Here is a 14371-nt window from a genome sequence, read left to right as displayed (position 1 = left end):
AAAAATTTTGATAGTTTCTATAGACTGCTTCTATGCTAATAAATTCTTCTTATTCAGGCCGGTGGCTGGTTAAAGCCGGCACATTTAAACAAGAATAGAGGAAAACTTTAGCTTGCTGATTTGGCTGTGGCTACTCGTGCCGGTCAAATTAAAACTGGCTCGCTTTGTCGTAGTGAACGGGTGGCTAAATATAACCGTTTGTTGCGGATTGAGGATGAGTTAGGCGCTCAAGCTGTTTATGCTGCGGCTGCCGGTATGGGCCCGAAGTTTTCTAAGTAATTTGTTGTAATTGGTAAGGGGTAATGAGGATATTTATTACCTTTTACCTTTTACTTTTTTGTTTGGGTTTTTGGGGCCGGTGGTGTTAATAATAAAGTCGGTTAATAGAAGCGGAAAGAGCTTCTGAGACAAATGATAGAAGAATAGGCATTATGAGTTGTATTAATTAGCCTTGAACAAATTTATCACTCCTCAAAAGGTTCTTCAAAAAGTTCTGACAAATTCCGATAGCCACTGATTACCCTTAAAATCTCAATACCCCCTTCAATTGGGCGATAAAAAATCAGGTAATCATCAACTGGAAAACTCCGCAACTCCTCAAGAAGTTCATCACGCCTACGCCCCATATTTGGAAAAGTTGCTAAATTCTTACACTTTTGATTAACTTTTTTCAGGAAGCGCTCTGCCGCATCAAAACCATTATTGTCAGCAATCAAATCGATAATGGTTTCAATATCTCGGCTGGCGGGAGACGTAAAACGACAAATATTAGTCATAAACCAGATTGATTTCGGCGTTGTTGTAGTTTCTGTTGCAGTTCGGAGAAAACCATTTCCCCATCAACAACCTCACCTCGTTCTGAGGCTTCAACGCCAACCATAATTTCCTTTTTCAATTCCTCAAACCTCCCTTTGTAAATGCGTTCTCGTTCTTCTAATAGCCTGATACCTGCCGCGATGACTTCTTCAGCAGAAGGATACTTACCGCTTTCTACCTGACTTTCAATAAACTTCTCAATTTCTGAACTTAACGATATATTCATTTTTAACCTCAATTTTAGTCATTTTGAGTTAGGATTAGGCTTTGTAGATATTCTAGCTTAGTTATAGCATCAAGGTTCTAAAATAGTGCGTTGTAGGCAATTAATAATAGTTTGGATGAGGTAGGAGTCTTGGGATGAGAAAGTGGGAATGGTGGGATGGGGTGTGCCGGTGATGATGCAAATTGTAGCGTCGTTCGTGTGAGAGAACCCTGGAAAATTTTGGTTAAAATTTTGGGGTTTCGGTTTTTCGGAGAAAATGAGTATGGAGTGTTTTTCCAAGTCTAGCAGTAGTGAAGAGTAGATTTTGAGTTCTATGAGGGTGTTATTTATGCCTTCTGTGGATTTGTGACAGTGGTGTTTTTTGATCAGTTACTTCTTAGATATCGGTGGCGGGGTTATCGCAGTTATCGAATTTGCTGCCATCGATGCAGAAGAGTTGCAAGGTTTGGTGGAATCTGTGCGGTAGTGGTAAAATGGAAAAATGAATTCAAGGTTATTTTATGTCAAATCCTGAATTATTAGCGCAACTGCGGCAGTTATCCCGTGCTGAGAAGTTTCAAATGATGCAATTTTTAACGGCTGAATTGGCGAAAGAAGAAGGAATCACATTAGGGAATGAACCGGCAGAAATTATTGGTGCTGTGCATACGTCTAATGGTGCAGCGGAACAATTGATGCAGCTACTAGAAATAGAGCAGAAGCAAACTCAAAATGTTTAATAGTAGGCGATATCCTTTTCAACCTAAACGAGATGAGTTTGGCGTTTTAGCCGATGTTCCGTATTTGCCTTTAACGCTAACTTATCAAAATCGTTCAGTTGAGGTTATGGGTTTACTGGATACAGGAGAAGCGTGTTAATGTTTTACCCTATAATATTGGAGTGCAATTAGGGGCAATTTGGGAAGAGCAAAGATTTTCTGTTAATTTAGCGGGTAATTTAGCAATTGCTGAAGCAAAAGGGTTATTAGTTTGGGCAACAGTAGGGGAGTTTGAGCCAGTTCAGTTAGCTTTTGCTTGGACTAGGGTAGATAATATTCCAATTCTTTTAGGACGGACTAACTTTTTTGCTGAGTTTGATGTTTGTTTTTATAGGGCACAGTTAGCGTTTGAAGTGTGTCCTAAATTTAGGGATATTTGAGATTATTAAGCTTCTAAAATAGTGCGTTTTATCCAATTAATAATAGTTTGAATCAGGTGCGGATCTTGGGGGGAGAAAGTGGGAATGGTGGGATGGGGTGTGCCGGTGATAACATGGTACGTCGAAGCGAGTGAGAGAACCCTTGAAAAGTTGGGCTAAAACCTTGGGGGTTTGTATGTTCGTAGAAAATGAGGATGGGGTGTTTTTGCCGGTCTAGGAGTGAAGACTAGATTTTGAGTTCAGTGAGGGTGCGAGGTGTGCCTTCTGTGGATTTGGGTAGGGGCAATCCCCCTGTGGTTGTCCCGTTTTTTGACCAGTTGCTTCTTAGATATCGGTGGCGGGGTTATCGGGGTTATCGAATTTACTGCCGTCGATGCAGAAGAGTTGGAAGGTTTGATTTAATCTTTGGGGTAGTGGTAAGATCGAAAAAAAGTCAAGGTTGTGTTATGTCAAATCCTGAATTTTTTTCTCAACAGCAACAGTTATCCCTTAACGATAAGTTTCAAACAAAAGTTGTTATTAGCTATGATGAGATAGCTGCCTTGTGCGAACAGCTTGGATACAGAGACAAGTTGCGTTTGGCGCAACTGCTGATACAGCTAGCTAGAAAAGAAGAGGAAACTCAAAATCCTCAAAGCCAAATTGAAAGTTACCCCAAAGACTTATCGAAACCTCAAAATGACTCAGAAGTAGTTCAATATGTTTTTGAAAGGATCATAAAGTTAAAGCCAAGGACAAGAAAAACCCTTAAAAATTCAATTGGTACCATGTTTCAATCTCAAGGAGGAATTTCTGAGGCTGAACAAGAAAGAATACTATCTGAACTGCAAAGGTTAAAACATATACAAATTGATGCCCAAAATCGAGTTACCTATTTATAGTTTAAACTCCTTGAGACGGGAATTTTCCGACTGTGCTAACGCCGCCTCTAAACTCTCCCCCGTCGCTGCATCCCCCATCGGCGCCAACCAACGGCGAATATAGTCCATCACCTGTTCCGGGTTAAACTCCCAGTTGCGAAACACATCAAACCCCGAACAAGCATTCTTATTACCACCAACCGCACCGCTTGCACCGATCCCCCCAACAGTGCCCAAAAATGGCGCATTTCCACCTTAGATATCATTTTATCCAACCCCTCCCACAATAGCAAAATCTGGTGTTTCTGCTCGGTGAAGGCATCAATAATGAGATTTTATTCTTTTATTTTTTTATAATAACCGGCTTCAAAATAACACTCTATAAATTGGCAAAATTGGGTTTTTGTTCAATTATGATCCCGTTAATTCCTGTTCTTCCATTTGCATTAAACCCATCAAAATCCATTCTCTCAACAGCACTGAACGCTTAGAGGCTGGAATTTCTCGAATACGCTGATCGGCAGATTTAGGAAGACGTATTGCTATGGGTTTATCTGATAGCGGTTCGTCCCCCTGCTTCTGAAACTGATACGCTTTTAACTGTTCTGTTCTCGGATTATTATTTGCCATTACAACTCCACAAAATTTAATTCTCGGTCTAGTCTACATTTTACAACCTTAAGTAAGGCCGATGTAAAGATATGTTACATTTGACTTAAAAGACTGGTTAACTAGACATTGCGGTGTTAATCTCTAGGATAGATTCAACAAATAAAGTTTCGGGAAATAAATACTTACCGAAAAAAAGACCGGGTTTAAACCCCGGCACAAAATACCTAAAGGAGATTATAGCAATGTTAGAGTGCATTCTCAATACTGAATCGACAGAAAATCTAATTAATGCTGTCTCTTGCGTCCTCGAAGACATCGCCAGTAAGGTTGTAGAAGTGCGGATGATGCTTCGCAACAAGTGCCCCTGGGCATTATACGTCTCAAAAGCAACCGGGCGCCGGTGGAGTACCTTTATCGCACGGCGCAAGTTTAAAGGCTATCACCTCAAGTTTTACACCGACTGCGCTATCTGCACAAATTTAGACACCGGCAAACAACATCGCGTTAAACTCGATTCTTGCACCTGTACGGCGTTTGTCTCCCAGCAAAGCGAAATTAAACCCCCATGCAAGCATATCGAGATGGTACGGCGCAAAATTGAGGCAATTGGCAAAGTTTTATTAGCCGAAATTGATAAATTATCAGTGGCGTTGGCGGCAGTGTTTACGTTTGCGGCGGTGGCAGTACCGGCAGTAGAATGGGATTGTGAGCCGGTGTGTATTGATATTGCTGAATGTCCTAAAGGTTTTTGGTTAGAAAAAACGCCAAACTATCAACTGGCAGAATATGCCGTTTATTGTACAGAAAAAACTGCGTCTGGCTTAAAAGTTCGCTCGATTGGTAAAATCAGCGAAACTGTAGATAAAGATGGCATTTCTGCCATGACACCGCGAGATATAAAAAACCGGCTTTTTCCATCGCTTGTGGATGCTGTCAACTTTTTGGAAAAATATAGTAGCATCAAGACTGCATCGCAACTTGCCTTAGTTTAACTCTGGTTTATTTTGTCTTTTTTAAGCTTGTAATTGAGGTTTTAACTTCCTATGAAAGCAGTATGGTTAGAAAATAAGCAACTGTCGCTTAAAGATAATCTCCCCATCCCTCAACCGCCAGAAGGTGAAGCCTTAATTAAGGTATTGCAAGCAGGAATTTGTAATACTGATTTGGAACTTCTGAGAGGATATTACCCCTACACCGGCATTTTAGGACATGAATTTGTGGGAAGGGTAGAAAAAGGCCCAGAAAATCTCATTAACCGCGCTGTTGTTGGTGAAATAAATGCTGCTTGTGGGGAATGCCGGTTTTGTAAAAGCGGACAACCAACACACTGCGAAAATCGCACAGTTTTAGGAATTGTTAATCGTCATGGTGCCTTTGCTGAATATTTAACTTTGCCGGTTAAAAATTTATATTTGGTTCCAGAAAATGTTAGTCTGGATGAGGCAACTTTTACTGAGCCGGTGGCGGCGGCGCTGGAAATTCAAGAACAAGTTAAAATTACCCCAAATGAAAAAGTTTTAGTTGTAGGGGATGGAAAATTGGGGCAGTTGGTAGCTCAAACTTTAGCATTAACCGGCTGTGATTTATTAGTAATAGGTCGCCATTCGGATAAGCTGGCAAATTTAGAACAGCGCGGCATAAAAGTAGGTTTTAAAGATGTTTTAAAAGAGCGTAGTTTTGATATTGCTGTGGAATGCACCGGCAACCCAGAAGGCTTTTCAATTGCCCGCAGTGCCTTACGTCCGCGTGGAATTTTGGTGTTAAAAAGTACCTACGCCGCTAATTTGAATTTAGATATTTCTGGGATAGTTGTGGATGAAATTACCTTGATTGGTTCTCGTTGCGGCCCGTTCAAAAAAGCCATTGATTTATTAGCACAAAAAACTATAGATGTCAAGAGTTTAATTCAGCATCGTTACCCTTTCGAGGAAGCGATTTCGGCTTTTGAATGTGCGGGAAAACGGGGGGTTTTAAAGGTGTTATTGGAAATGGGAGAACACAAAATCTGATTGATGTTCTGAGTTAATTAACCGGCTACTCAATTTGGTGATTTAATTTTAATTAAAATCGAGTCGGGGGCCGGTAATCTAAACAAGCAATCGCCTCTTCGGTACCGGCCTCCGTCGGACGGACAGGGCATTTGAGCCGGTGATCATTGGTAAAAAATACACAATTCGAGCAAGGGATCTGGTGCATTTGCTTAGCGCGAGCCATTCCATCTCTGATAGCACTCCAGAGACTCAACCCCACCAGCAACACCATCGCCCAAGCCGAAACGAAACAGATGGGCACCAAAAACGGCTCAATAGCGTGGATTAAAGGATATAGCAGTTGAAACACAGGCTTTATCTTAAAAACAAATAAAGATATGTGGACAAGGTAAACATTGATTATAGTATTACATTGGCCAAGAGGTTGTAATTTTTTGTAACAAACCGCCAAAAATCTATCGGAGAACCGGGGTTTTATGGCATGATGCCTTGAGAGAATATTTTTTTCTGCAATTGAGAAGCACAGGAAAACAGTTATGGCACTCCGCTTAGGTGATACCGTCCCCAACTTTACGCAAGCCTCCTCTAAGGGCGAAATCAACTTTTATGACTGGGCTGGTGATAGCTGGGTTGTATTATTTTCCCATCCGAAAGACTATACGCCGGTTTGCACCACCGAACTCGGCGCTGTAGCTCGCCTCAAATCGGAATTTGAGAAACGCAACGTCAAACCACTTGCGCTCAGCGTGGATGATGTAGAATCTCACCAGGGTTGGATTAAAGACATCGAAGAAACCCAAAATGTCAGCTTAAATTATCCGATTTTGGCAGATCCAGATCGTAAAGTTTCTGATCTTTACGACATGATCCACCCCAACTCCTTAGATAATCTAACAATTCGTTCTGTTTTCATAATTGACCCCAGCAAAAAACTCCGTCTAACCTTCACTTATCCTGCCAGTACAGGTCGTAATTTTGATGAATTGCTGCGGGTAATTGACTCGTTACAACTAACAGATAAATACAGCGTTGCAACGCCGGCAAATTGGCAAGATGGACAAGATTGTGTGATTGTTCCTTCCATTCAAGATCCGCAAGAATTGCAAGAAAAATTCCCCAAAGGATACAACGCCGTTAAACCTTATCTGCGCTTAACACCTCAACCTAACAAATAAAAGCTCCTAGAGTGTAAAACAAGGCTGGGTTATGCCCAGCTTTTTTTGTTATAATTTTTCAAAGAATTGAGGTAAATTTTATGCTTTCATCTCCGATTGTTTTAAGGATGCCTCCAGAATTGCAAATGACATCTGATCAATTTTTTGAATTCTGCCAAATAAACTCAGAATTACAAATTGAAAGAAACAAAAAAGGAGAATTAATAATTATGTCGCCAACCGGCTCAGAAACAGGACATAAAGATGCGAGAATTATTCAACAATTAATGAACTGGGCTGATGAAGATGAAACCGGCATTGCTTTTTCTTCGAGTGCCGGTTTTACACTTTCCACAGGTGCAGAACGCTCTCCTGATGCTTCTTGGATAAAATTAGAACGTTGGAATGCTTTATCAGCAGAACAGAGGAAAAAATTTGCTCCTATTTGTCCTGATTTTGTTGTAGAATTGCGCTCACCCTCGGATAATTTAAAACCCTTAAAAGAAAAAATGCTCGAATATCAAAGCGAGCCTGGATTTCAATTAGGATGGTTAATAGATCCTCAAAATCGCCGAGTTTATATTTACCGGCCTAATCAAGAAGAAGAAATATTAGAAAACCCTGAAAGCGTAAGTGGTGAGCCGGTGTTGCCAGGATTTGTATTAAATATGAGGAAAATTTGGTAAGGTAGGATGGGTGAAGCTTAGCGCAACCCAACAGCAAAATTTCTATGACGCAGAAACAACGTTAAATAAAACGGGGAAACGCAACCAATGGACATCAAAAACGGATTCATCGGAAGTGTTGGCAATACGCCTTTGATACGATTAAATAGCTTTAGTGAAGAAACCGGCTGTGAAATTTTAGGCAAAGCAGAATTTCTTAACCCCGGTGGATCAGTTAAAGATCGCGCTGCATTATATATCATCAAAGATGCCGAAGAAAAAGGTTTACTCAAACCAGGTGGAACAGTAGTAGAAGGCACCGCCGGCAACACCGGCATCGGTTTAGCGCACATTTGTAATGCCAAAGGTTATAAATGTTTGATTGTTATTCCAGACACACAATCTCAAGAAAAAATTGATGCTTTAAGAACGCTGGGGGCGGAAGTCCGAACTGTGCCGGCAGTCCCCTATAAAGACCCGAATAACTATGTAAAATTATCAGGAAGATTAGCCTCAGAAATGGAAAATGCCATCTGGGCAAATCAATTTGATAACCTTGCCAACCGCATCGCCCATTATGAAACCACCGGCCCGGAAATTTGGGAACAAACCGAGGGAAAAATTGATGCTTGGGTAACAGCAACCGGCACCGGTGGAACCTATGCAGGCGTTGCCTTGTATTTAAAAGAAAAAAATCCCAACATCAAAGTAGTTGTGGCAGATCCAATGGGAAGCGGTTTATATAGCTACGTTAAAACCGGCGAAATTCAAACAGAAGGAAGCTCAATAACCGAAGGAATTGGCAACAGCCGCATTACCGCTAATATGGAAAATGTGCCTTTTGATGATGCCATCCAAGTTGATGATAAAGAAGCCGTAAAAGCGATTTATCAACTATTAGAAAAAGATGGCTTATTTATGGGAGGTTCCGTCGGAATTAATGTCGCGGCTGCTGTGGCTTTGGCAAAACAAATGGGCCCCGGACATACAATTGTTACTGTATTATGTGATGGCGGGGCGCGCTATCAATCCCGACTTTATAATAAAGAATGGCTTGCCTCAAAAGGACTCTTACCAGCCTAATCTGTAGGGCGATGCTTTGCCCACCGGCTTATAATGGTGGGCAGAACTTCCCCTACATAGATAGGAAAAAAAATAATGAAAATTAACGCTTTTGCAGTCCTTGAAAAAGGCGCAGAATTAAAACCTTACAGCTTTGATGTGGAATCTTCCACCGGCTACGAATGTATCATCAAAGTATTAGCCTGCGGTGTTTGTCACTCTGACCTGCATATCATTGATGATGATTGGGGAATGTCTCGCTATCCCGCTGTTGTCGGACACGAAGTTGTCGGCGAAATTGTCGAATTGGGCGAGCAAATTCAACACTTAAAAAAAGGTGATCGTGTCGGCGTTGGTTGGCAAGCATCCTCGTGTTTACAATGCCGTGATTGTTTGCGAGGAAATGAAAACCTTTGTGATGAAAATCAAGGCTTAATTGTAGCAGGATACGGCGGCTTTGCTGATTATTTAAAAGTTGATTCTCGCTTTGCTTTTCCTATCCCGGCGGGCATTGAAACTCAACACGCCGGCCCGCTTTTATGTGCCGGTATTACCGTTTATTCCGCCTTGCGTTCTGCCGGCATGAGTTCTGGTCAAGAAATAGGCGTAATTGGTGTTGGCGGATTAGGACATTTAGCCGTACAATTTGCCAGTAAATTAGGCAACCGTGTCACCGCTTTTACTACCTCTCAAGACAAAGCAGAATTTGCTACCCAACTCGGCGCCGCTGATGCAATTGTAGTGCCGGCCGGCAGTTCTCCACCACCACCAGATCGCAAATTTCAAATCTTAATTAGTACCGTTCCCGCCGATTTAGATTGGCCGGCTTATGTTGAATATCTCGACTCTGACGGTACTTTAACAATGGTAGGCGTTCCCAGTCAACCGCTTAATGTTCCGCTGTTTCCATTAATAATGAAACGTCGCCGGATCATGGGGTCAATTATTGGCGGACGGGCAATAATGATGGATATGTTAAACGTAGCGGAAAAATATGGTGTAAAACCAATTGTTGAAACATTTTCCATGCAGCAAGCTAACGAAGCTTTGCAAAAAGTGCGCGCTAATAAAGTTCGCTATCGCGCCGTTTTAACAGCAAATTAAAAAGCTCTGCCCACCGGCTTAAAATGGTGGGCAAAGCAACAACATATCCCCTATTTAGGAACACCGGCAGTTAAAATTTCATGCCCAGAATTCGTTACCAAAACATCATCTTCGATACGAATTCCAATTCCGCGCCAGCGTTCATCAAGTTCTGGTTGACCCTCCACCGGCTTAATATTTCCGCCAAAATAAAGCCCTGGTTCCACAGTTAAAACTTGCCCAGCTTGCAAAATTTGCGACTGTTCCCCAAACTGATAAACCCCCACATCATGCACATCTAAACCTAACCAATGGCCGGTGCGGTGCATATAATAAGGCTTATATTTCTCCTCCTTAATAATCTCCTCAATATCCCCTACCAAAATTTTTAAATCCATTAAACCTTCCACCAAAACTCGCACCGCAGTTTCGTGAATTTTACTCCACTCATTCCCTGGTTGCACTTGTTCAATTGCCTTTAATTGTGCCGTCAAGACAAGATCATAAATCACCTTTTGCTCAGGCGTAAAATTGCCACTCACCGGAAAAGTTCGGGTGATATCGCCATTGTAATAACCGTAAGCACCACCGGCATCAATCAGCAATAAATCATTTTCTTGTAATTGCCGATTATTTTCAATATAGTGCAAAATACAAGCATTTGGCCCCGAAGCCACAATTGACGGATAAGCCGGCCCATTTCCACCCCGTAAGCGAAAAAGTCGCTCCATTTCTGCTTGAATTTCATACTCAAAAACACCCGGTTTTGCCATTTCCTGCGCCAACAAATGCGCCTCTACAGAAATAGCCGCCGCTTTCCGCATTAACTCTAATTCTGCCTCACTTTTAATTAAACGCATCGCGTGTAAAATGGGGCCGGTGTCCTCAATTGCAGTAGGCCCAATTCCGCGTTTAGGATAAGTTCGCATTAACTGCTGCCAATGTTTCAAAACCGTATCATTAAACGCCTTATCTCGCCCCAAATGATAATAAATACGGTCGGCTTTTTCTAAATACTTCGGCAACTTTTCATCTAACTCACTCATCGGAAAAGCTTCATCAGCGCCGTAAAGTTCTTTTGCACCTTCAACTCCCGCCCGATATCCTGTCCAAACTTCTTTTTCAGGTTCTTTTGGTTGCACAAATAAAACAAATTTATGCTCATCGTGATGCGGTGCCAAAACTGCCACTGCTGAGGGTTCATTAAAGCCGGTTAAATAGAAAAAATCGCTATCTTGACGAAAAGCATACTCAACATCATTGTGCATAACTGCCATAGGCGCACTGCGAAAAATCGCTGTTCCATTGCCAATTTTTGCCATTAACTTTTCGCGTCTTTGCCGGTGTTCTGCTTGCATTGTTGTTTATAATTCTGAACTTCTCCACTATTCTAAACGGTTAATTCCAGACTCTAAAACTTTAAGAGTATAGCTGCATAAAAACCGGCTTATTAACACCCCCCCATCAACATTGATTAATCCAACTCCATCCCCGGCCAATGTCGCAACAACTCAGCAACCGACCAAGCTTGAGCAAAAGTACCTTGGGGAAAATGCGGCGCATCCCCATCAAAAATCTCCGAAACGCTATCTATACAACCCTCCTCACAAAAATGCTGCAACATTGCACCCCAATCCACCGGCACCTCTACCTCCGGGTAAAACCGCACCCAACCCCGCACAAACGCGCCAATCAACCAACTCCAAACCGTCCCCTGATGATACGCCCGATCTCGACCATACCGGCCCCCCTCATAGCGCCCCTTGTACCCCCCATCCTCCCAATCTAAACTCCGCAACCCATACGGTGTCAACAACCTCTCCCGCGCCACCTCCATCACCTGGCGCCCCTGTGCCTGCGAAAACGCACAATGAGACAACGACAAGGCCAAAACCGCATTCGGGCGTATTCTCCCATCCCTTACACCCTCCGGGTCTATCACATCATATAAATAACCTTTCTTAGCATTCCAAAATTTTTGTAAAGAAGCCTTGACAATTTCGGCGTGATGTGCATATCTAACCGCTTGATTTTGATACTTAACCCCGAACTCACCACCCTCCGCCGCCAACCGGCCCGCCCAAACAGCCCCCCAACACAAAAGCGAATACCACAAAGCATTAATCTCCACCGGCTTGCCCCGGCGCGGAGTCACCGGCACCCCATCAAGCACCACATCCATCCACGTCACCGCCGCCCCAAGAGCATCCCACATCACCAACCCATCCGACGCATCCACGCCAATATTATACAAACTCCCCGCACTAAAGCCTTTATAAATTTGCCTTACCACCCCATATTGCTCCCTCAAAAATTGCCAATCCTGCGTCGCCTCCAGATAAAGCCCCAAAATTTCTACCCACCACAAAGCCGCATCAACACTGTTATAAAAAGGCTGACTCCCCGCATCAGGAAACGCATTCGGAATTAAGCCATGCTTACAATATTTTCCAAACGTTCTCAGCAAGCCCTTCGCAAGCTCAAAACGCCCCGTAGCCAAAGCTAAACCCGGTAACGCAATTAACGTATCCCGTCCCCAATCATTAAACCAAGGATACCCCGCAATCACCGTAGGCCCATCAATTGAAGCCCGATAAACAATAAACTGATCACTTGCTTTTAACAACCGATTTTTAAGCTTTTTCTCATTATTATTACCCTTAACAAGTACCTTTCCAAATACCTCAGTTAATCGCTGATTTTCCCATAAAAGAGCTTTTTCAAACGAATTTTTATCAAGCTGATAATTTCCAATTTCTTCCCCTACAGATGCCTCTAAAACCACACAACCACGCGGTTGCAAAACCACAGTCAAACACCCCGGATTATATAAATCTTCAATATCATTTAAACCTCGCTTGTTTTCTTCGGGATAATAATAATTCCAATACCAGAAACTCTCACCATCATACTCCCCAGAACTCCAACGCAACCGCCACGCCGTCAAGGCTTGACCATTCCTAAATCCTTGAAAAACAACTTCTTGCTCACCGATGCTGCGGGAAAAATGTAACTGCTCCGCCGAGCTTTGCTGATAATGAAAATCTCTATCGGCAATCAAAGGACGAAGTTTCAAAATTGCCGGTGAAATACCGCGATATTCATATTCAATCAAAATATTGTGAGAAACTTTTTCTAAACCCCGATGCGGCATCAACAAACGTCGCCTAAGCTGCCAGTCGCCCTCACCCCAAGTCCAAGTCGGGGCCGGTTCTCTTTCAAACGAGCGCAACAATTGAAAACCTGCCGGTGCAACTGTTCCACCCTGCCAAAAATTTGTCCCCAACTGCCAAACCTGACCGCCCACTTCCAAAGTTGCCTCCAAATGAGAAAGCAACAAAGTACGCTGGCAAGGAGGCTCAAGAGCAGCAATTAACCAACCATGATAAGTCCGCGTCCTCGCATCGCATACAGTTCCACTGGCAAAGCTGCCTAAACCATTTGTGAGCAACCATTCTCGCGTATCTAAAGTATCCATCTTTTTTTCTAATCTCGCTCTGGGCTTGTGCTGTTTTCTCTCTAGTGTTCTAAGATTCCACCTTACCCCAGGAACTAAAAAACCGACACTTTGAGGAGCGCCGGTTTGTAGGTTTTCAGTCTAATAGGTTCGAGGAAGCTACAAAGTCGGGTGTGATGGTTAGATTTTTTTGACATGATAGCTGCGGTTGCCATTGTCGTGACTAGCAACAACAACACCACACGGCCTAAGATGAATAAAGCAACCCCGCACACCGGCCCAGGTGCCTGTACAATCAGGGAAAATTTTCCATTCCTCTGTGAGTTTTTAACAAAAGTTGGGCCATAAACCCAGAATTGGTAAAGGCCGGCTTCTTATAGGCAGTTGAGGGTTTAATTTACACAAAAAACCACAAATCAACCCAGAGCAAAAGGAGGAATTAAGAGGTTTTTGTCGGGGTAAAATTTAAGTAACTTGTCCATCTTTAAGGCATATTATCTCTGGTATTTGTTGTATGAAACATCTCCATAAAATTTTTAGCAAATTGCGGATTTTCTGGACAATTATCTTAGCTTCTTGTTTGCTTTCTGGCTGTGTTGACTATGATGTAGCCATCAACTTTGAAAGCCAGACTCACGGGGAAATTGTCCAGCACATTCAGTTAGGACAACAGTTCACCAATTTTAGCGGTACAACCGTCCAAGAATGGCTAGATAGTATTAAACAAAGAGCTAGTCAATTGGGTGGCCGCACCAAACAACTCCAAGAAGGAGAGATTTTGGTGACGATTCCTTTTAATAATGGGGCTGAACTCGAAGAAAAATTTAACGATTTTTTTAATCCCCTAGAAAAGAAAAAAGCCCGTCCTGTTCCGGATCTCCCAGATATTAAATCTCATCTGAGTGTGACTCAGAGTAATTGGATTTTAGCAATTAGAAACCAGCTTGTTTATGATTTAGATTTGCGCTCTCTGAGTGTGATTGCTGCCAACGGCAATGTTTTATTGAGTCCGGGGTCTATTTTAGATTTAGATTTCAGTTTAAACACACCTTGGGGAGCTACCAACGTCGAAACCGGCCTTGAAACTCTTGTTACAGAAAAACAAAACAGTCAGCTTACTTGGAAGCTTAAATCAGGCGAAGTTAATCACTTAGAAACAGTGTTTTGGGTGCCGAGTCCCATTGGTATAGGTGCATTGGTGATTATTTTATTGGTTGCCCTTGGCAGCTTTTTAAAATATCGGCTATTACCGGCCCTTGGGATCGGCAAACGTCAAGCAGCGGTTTGAGAGAGTAAGTATGCTTAGG

The 14371-nt window shown here is 42.6% G+C and carries 20 protein-coding genes and 1 pseudogene; 12 read left to right on the top strand and 9 right to left on the bottom strand.

Annotated features, from left to right (window positions below):
• Positions 1–111: 111 nt before the first annotated feature.
• Positions 112–279, top strand: a pseudogene (gene eno / locus NG798_RS05925) (phosphopyruvate hydratase); the annotation flags it as partial.
• A 185-nt stretch (positions 280–464) separates the two neighbouring features.
• Here eno and NG798_RS05920 read toward each other — a convergent pair.
• The 3 genes from NG798_RS05920 to NG798_RS28145 all read right to left on the bottom strand — a co-directional run bounded on the left by NG798_RS05920 (position 465) and on the right by NG798_RS28145 (position 1408).
• The gene (locus NG798_RS05920) at positions 465–776 is read right to left on the bottom strand and encodes a type II toxin-antitoxin system RelE/ParE family toxin (protein WP_261221039.1); all 312 of its coding nucleotides are present in this window, start codon (positions 774–776) and stop codon (positions 465–467) included.
• Positions 773–1042 carry a type II toxin-antitoxin system ParD family antitoxin gene (locus NG798_RS05915; protein WP_261221038.1) on the bottom strand — a complete coding sequence of 90 codons (270 nt, stop codon included), beginning with the start codon at positions 1040–1042 and terminating at the stop codon, positions 773–775. Before NG798_RS05915 ends, NG798_RS05920 begins: the two co-directional genes overlap by 4 nt.
• 69 nt (positions 1043–1111) lie before the next feature.
• Positions 1112–1408, bottom strand: a complete 297-nt coding sequence (locus NG798_RS28145) for a hypothetical protein (RefSeq protein ID WP_375338952.1) — start codon at positions 1406–1408, stop codon at positions 1112–1114.
• 134 nt (positions 1409–1542) lie between these two features.
• Here NG798_RS28145 and NG798_RS05910 point away from each other — a divergent pair, with 134 nt between their 5' ends.
• The 3 genes from NG798_RS05910 to NG798_RS05900 are packed head-to-tail and all read left to right on the top strand — an operon-like array spanning position 1543 to position 2180.
• Positions 1543–1761 carry a hypothetical protein gene (locus tag NG798_RS05910; RefSeq protein WP_261221036.1) on the top strand — a complete coding sequence of 73 codons (219 nt, stop codon included), beginning with the start codon at positions 1543–1545 and terminating at the stop codon, positions 1759–1761.
• The gene (locus tag NG798_RS05905) at positions 1754–1900 is read left to right on the top strand and encodes a hypothetical protein (protein WP_261221034.1); all 147 of its coding nucleotides are present in this window, start codon (positions 1754–1756) and stop codon (positions 1898–1900) included. The genes NG798_RS05910 and NG798_RS05905 overlap by 8 nt, the downstream gene beginning before the upstream one ends.
• The gene (locus NG798_RS05900) at positions 1860–2180 is read left to right on the top strand and encodes a hypothetical protein (protein WP_261221033.1); all 321 of its coding nucleotides are present in this window, start codon (positions 1860–1862) and stop codon (positions 2178–2180) included. Before NG798_RS05905 ends, NG798_RS05900 begins: the two co-directional genes overlap by 41 nt.
• Before the next feature lie 5 nt (positions 2181–2185).
• On the opposite strand, the gene NG798_RS28140 is transcribed toward NG798_RS05900, so the two are convergent.
• A complete protein-coding gene (locus NG798_RS28140) occupies positions 2186–2290 on the bottom strand; it encodes a hypothetical protein (protein WP_375338951.1) in 105 nt (34 codons plus the stop codon).
• A 336-nt stretch (positions 2291–2626) separates the two neighbouring features.
• On the opposite strand from NG798_RS28140, the gene NG798_RS05895 reads away from it, so the two are divergent.
• Complete coding sequence (locus NG798_RS05895; protein WP_261221031.1) at positions 2627–3061, top strand: hypothetical protein; 435 nt, start codon at positions 2627–2629, stop codon at positions 3059–3061.
• Here the strand turns inward: NG798_RS05895 and NG798_RS05890 are convergent.
• Together NG798_RS05890 and NG798_RS05885 are read right to left on the bottom strand one after the other, a co-directional pair.
• On the bottom strand, positions 3056–3277 hold the full coding sequence (locus tag NG798_RS05890) for a hypothetical protein (protein WP_261221029.1): 222 nt from the start codon (positions 3275–3277) through the stop codon (positions 3056–3058). The two genes, NG798_RS05895 and NG798_RS05890, sit on opposite strands and share 6 nt — an antisense overlap.
• Positions 3278–3451: 174 nt before the next feature.
• Positions 3452–3670, bottom strand: coding sequence for a hypothetical protein (locus NG798_RS05885; RefSeq protein WP_261221027.1), 219 nt, complete (start codon positions 3668–3670; stop codon positions 3452–3454).
• 224 nt (positions 3671–3894) lie between these two features.
• Between NG798_RS05885 and NG798_RS05880 the strand changes: the two genes are divergently transcribed.
• Together NG798_RS05880 and NG798_RS05875 are read left to right on the top strand one after the other, a co-directional pair.
• Positions 3895–4644 carry a hypothetical protein gene (locus tag NG798_RS05880; protein ID WP_261221025.1) on the top strand — a complete coding sequence of 250 codons (750 nt, stop codon included), beginning with the start codon at positions 3895–3897 and terminating at the stop codon, positions 4642–4644.
• A 51-nt stretch (positions 4645–4695) separates the two neighbouring features.
• Positions 4696–5661: an alcohol dehydrogenase catalytic domain-containing protein gene (locus NG798_RS05875; protein WP_261221024.1), complete on the top strand. Its 966-nt coding sequence runs from the start codon at positions 4696–4698 to the stop codon at positions 5659–5661.
• A gap of 52 nt (positions 5662–5713) precedes the next feature.
• Here NG798_RS05875 and NG798_RS05870 read toward each other — a convergent pair whose 3' ends face one another.
• Positions 5714–5992, bottom strand: a complete 279-nt coding sequence (locus NG798_RS05870) for a hypothetical protein (protein ID WP_261221022.1) — start codon at positions 5990–5992, stop codon at positions 5714–5716.
• 187 nt (positions 5993–6179) lie between these two features.
• On the opposite strand from NG798_RS05870, the gene NG798_RS05865 reads away from it, so the two are divergent.
• The 4 genes from NG798_RS05865 (at position 6180) to NG798_RS05850 (ending at position 9628) form a co-directional block, all read left to right on the top strand.
• Positions 6180–6818 (top strand): peroxiredoxin, encoded by a 639-nt coding sequence (locus tag NG798_RS05865; protein ID WP_261221021.1) that lies wholly within the window; start codon positions 6180–6182, stop codon positions 6816–6818.
• 80 nt (positions 6819–6898) lie between these two features.
• Positions 6899–7483 carry a Uma2 family endonuclease gene (locus tag NG798_RS05860; RefSeq protein ID WP_261221019.1) on the top strand — a complete coding sequence of 195 codons (585 nt, stop codon included), beginning with the start codon at positions 6899–6901 and terminating at the stop codon, positions 7481–7483.
• A gap of 87 nt (positions 7484–7570) precedes the next feature.
• On the top strand, positions 7571–8545 hold the full coding sequence (locus NG798_RS05855) for a cysteine synthase A (RefSeq protein ID WP_261221017.1): 975 nt from the start codon (positions 7571–7573) through the stop codon (positions 8543–8545).
• A gap of 75 nt (positions 8546–8620) precedes the next feature.
• Entirely contained in the window at positions 8621–9628 is a 1008-nt protein-coding gene (locus NG798_RS05850; RefSeq protein ID WP_261221016.1) for an NAD(P)-dependent alcohol dehydrogenase, read from the top strand.
• A gap of 50 nt (positions 9629–9678) precedes the next feature.
• Here the strand turns inward: NG798_RS05850 and NG798_RS05845 are convergent, their stop codons facing one another.
• Both NG798_RS05845 and NG798_RS05840 read right to left on the bottom strand, forming a co-directional pair.
• Positions 9679–10965 carry an aminopeptidase P N-terminal domain-containing protein gene (locus NG798_RS05845; RefSeq protein WP_261221015.1) on the bottom strand — a complete coding sequence of 429 codons (1287 nt, stop codon included), beginning with the start codon at positions 10963–10965 and terminating at the stop codon, positions 9679–9681.
• 116 nt (positions 10966–11081) lie between these two features.
• Entirely contained in the window at positions 11082–13085 is a 2004-nt protein-coding gene (locus NG798_RS05840) for an amylo-alpha-1,6-glucosidase (RefSeq protein ID WP_261221013.1), read from the bottom strand.
• Positions 13086–13578: 493 nt separating this feature from the next.
• On the opposite strand from NG798_RS05840, the gene NG798_RS05835 reads away from it, so the two are divergent.
• Positions 13579–14352: a DUF3153 domain-containing protein gene (locus tag NG798_RS05835; RefSeq protein ID WP_261221011.1), complete on the top strand. Its 774-nt coding sequence runs from the start codon at positions 13579–13581 to the stop codon at positions 14350–14352.
• Positions 14353–14371 lie beyond the last annotated feature (19 nt).

The organism is Ancylothrix sp. D3o, from assembly GCF_025370775.1.
Taxonomy (GTDB): domain Bacteria; phylum Cyanobacteriota; class Cyanobacteriia; order Cyanobacteriales; family Oscillatoriaceae; genus Ancylothrix.
Note: the sequence above shows the minus strand (reverse complement) of the source record. Positions and strands in the feature narration are given on the sequence as shown.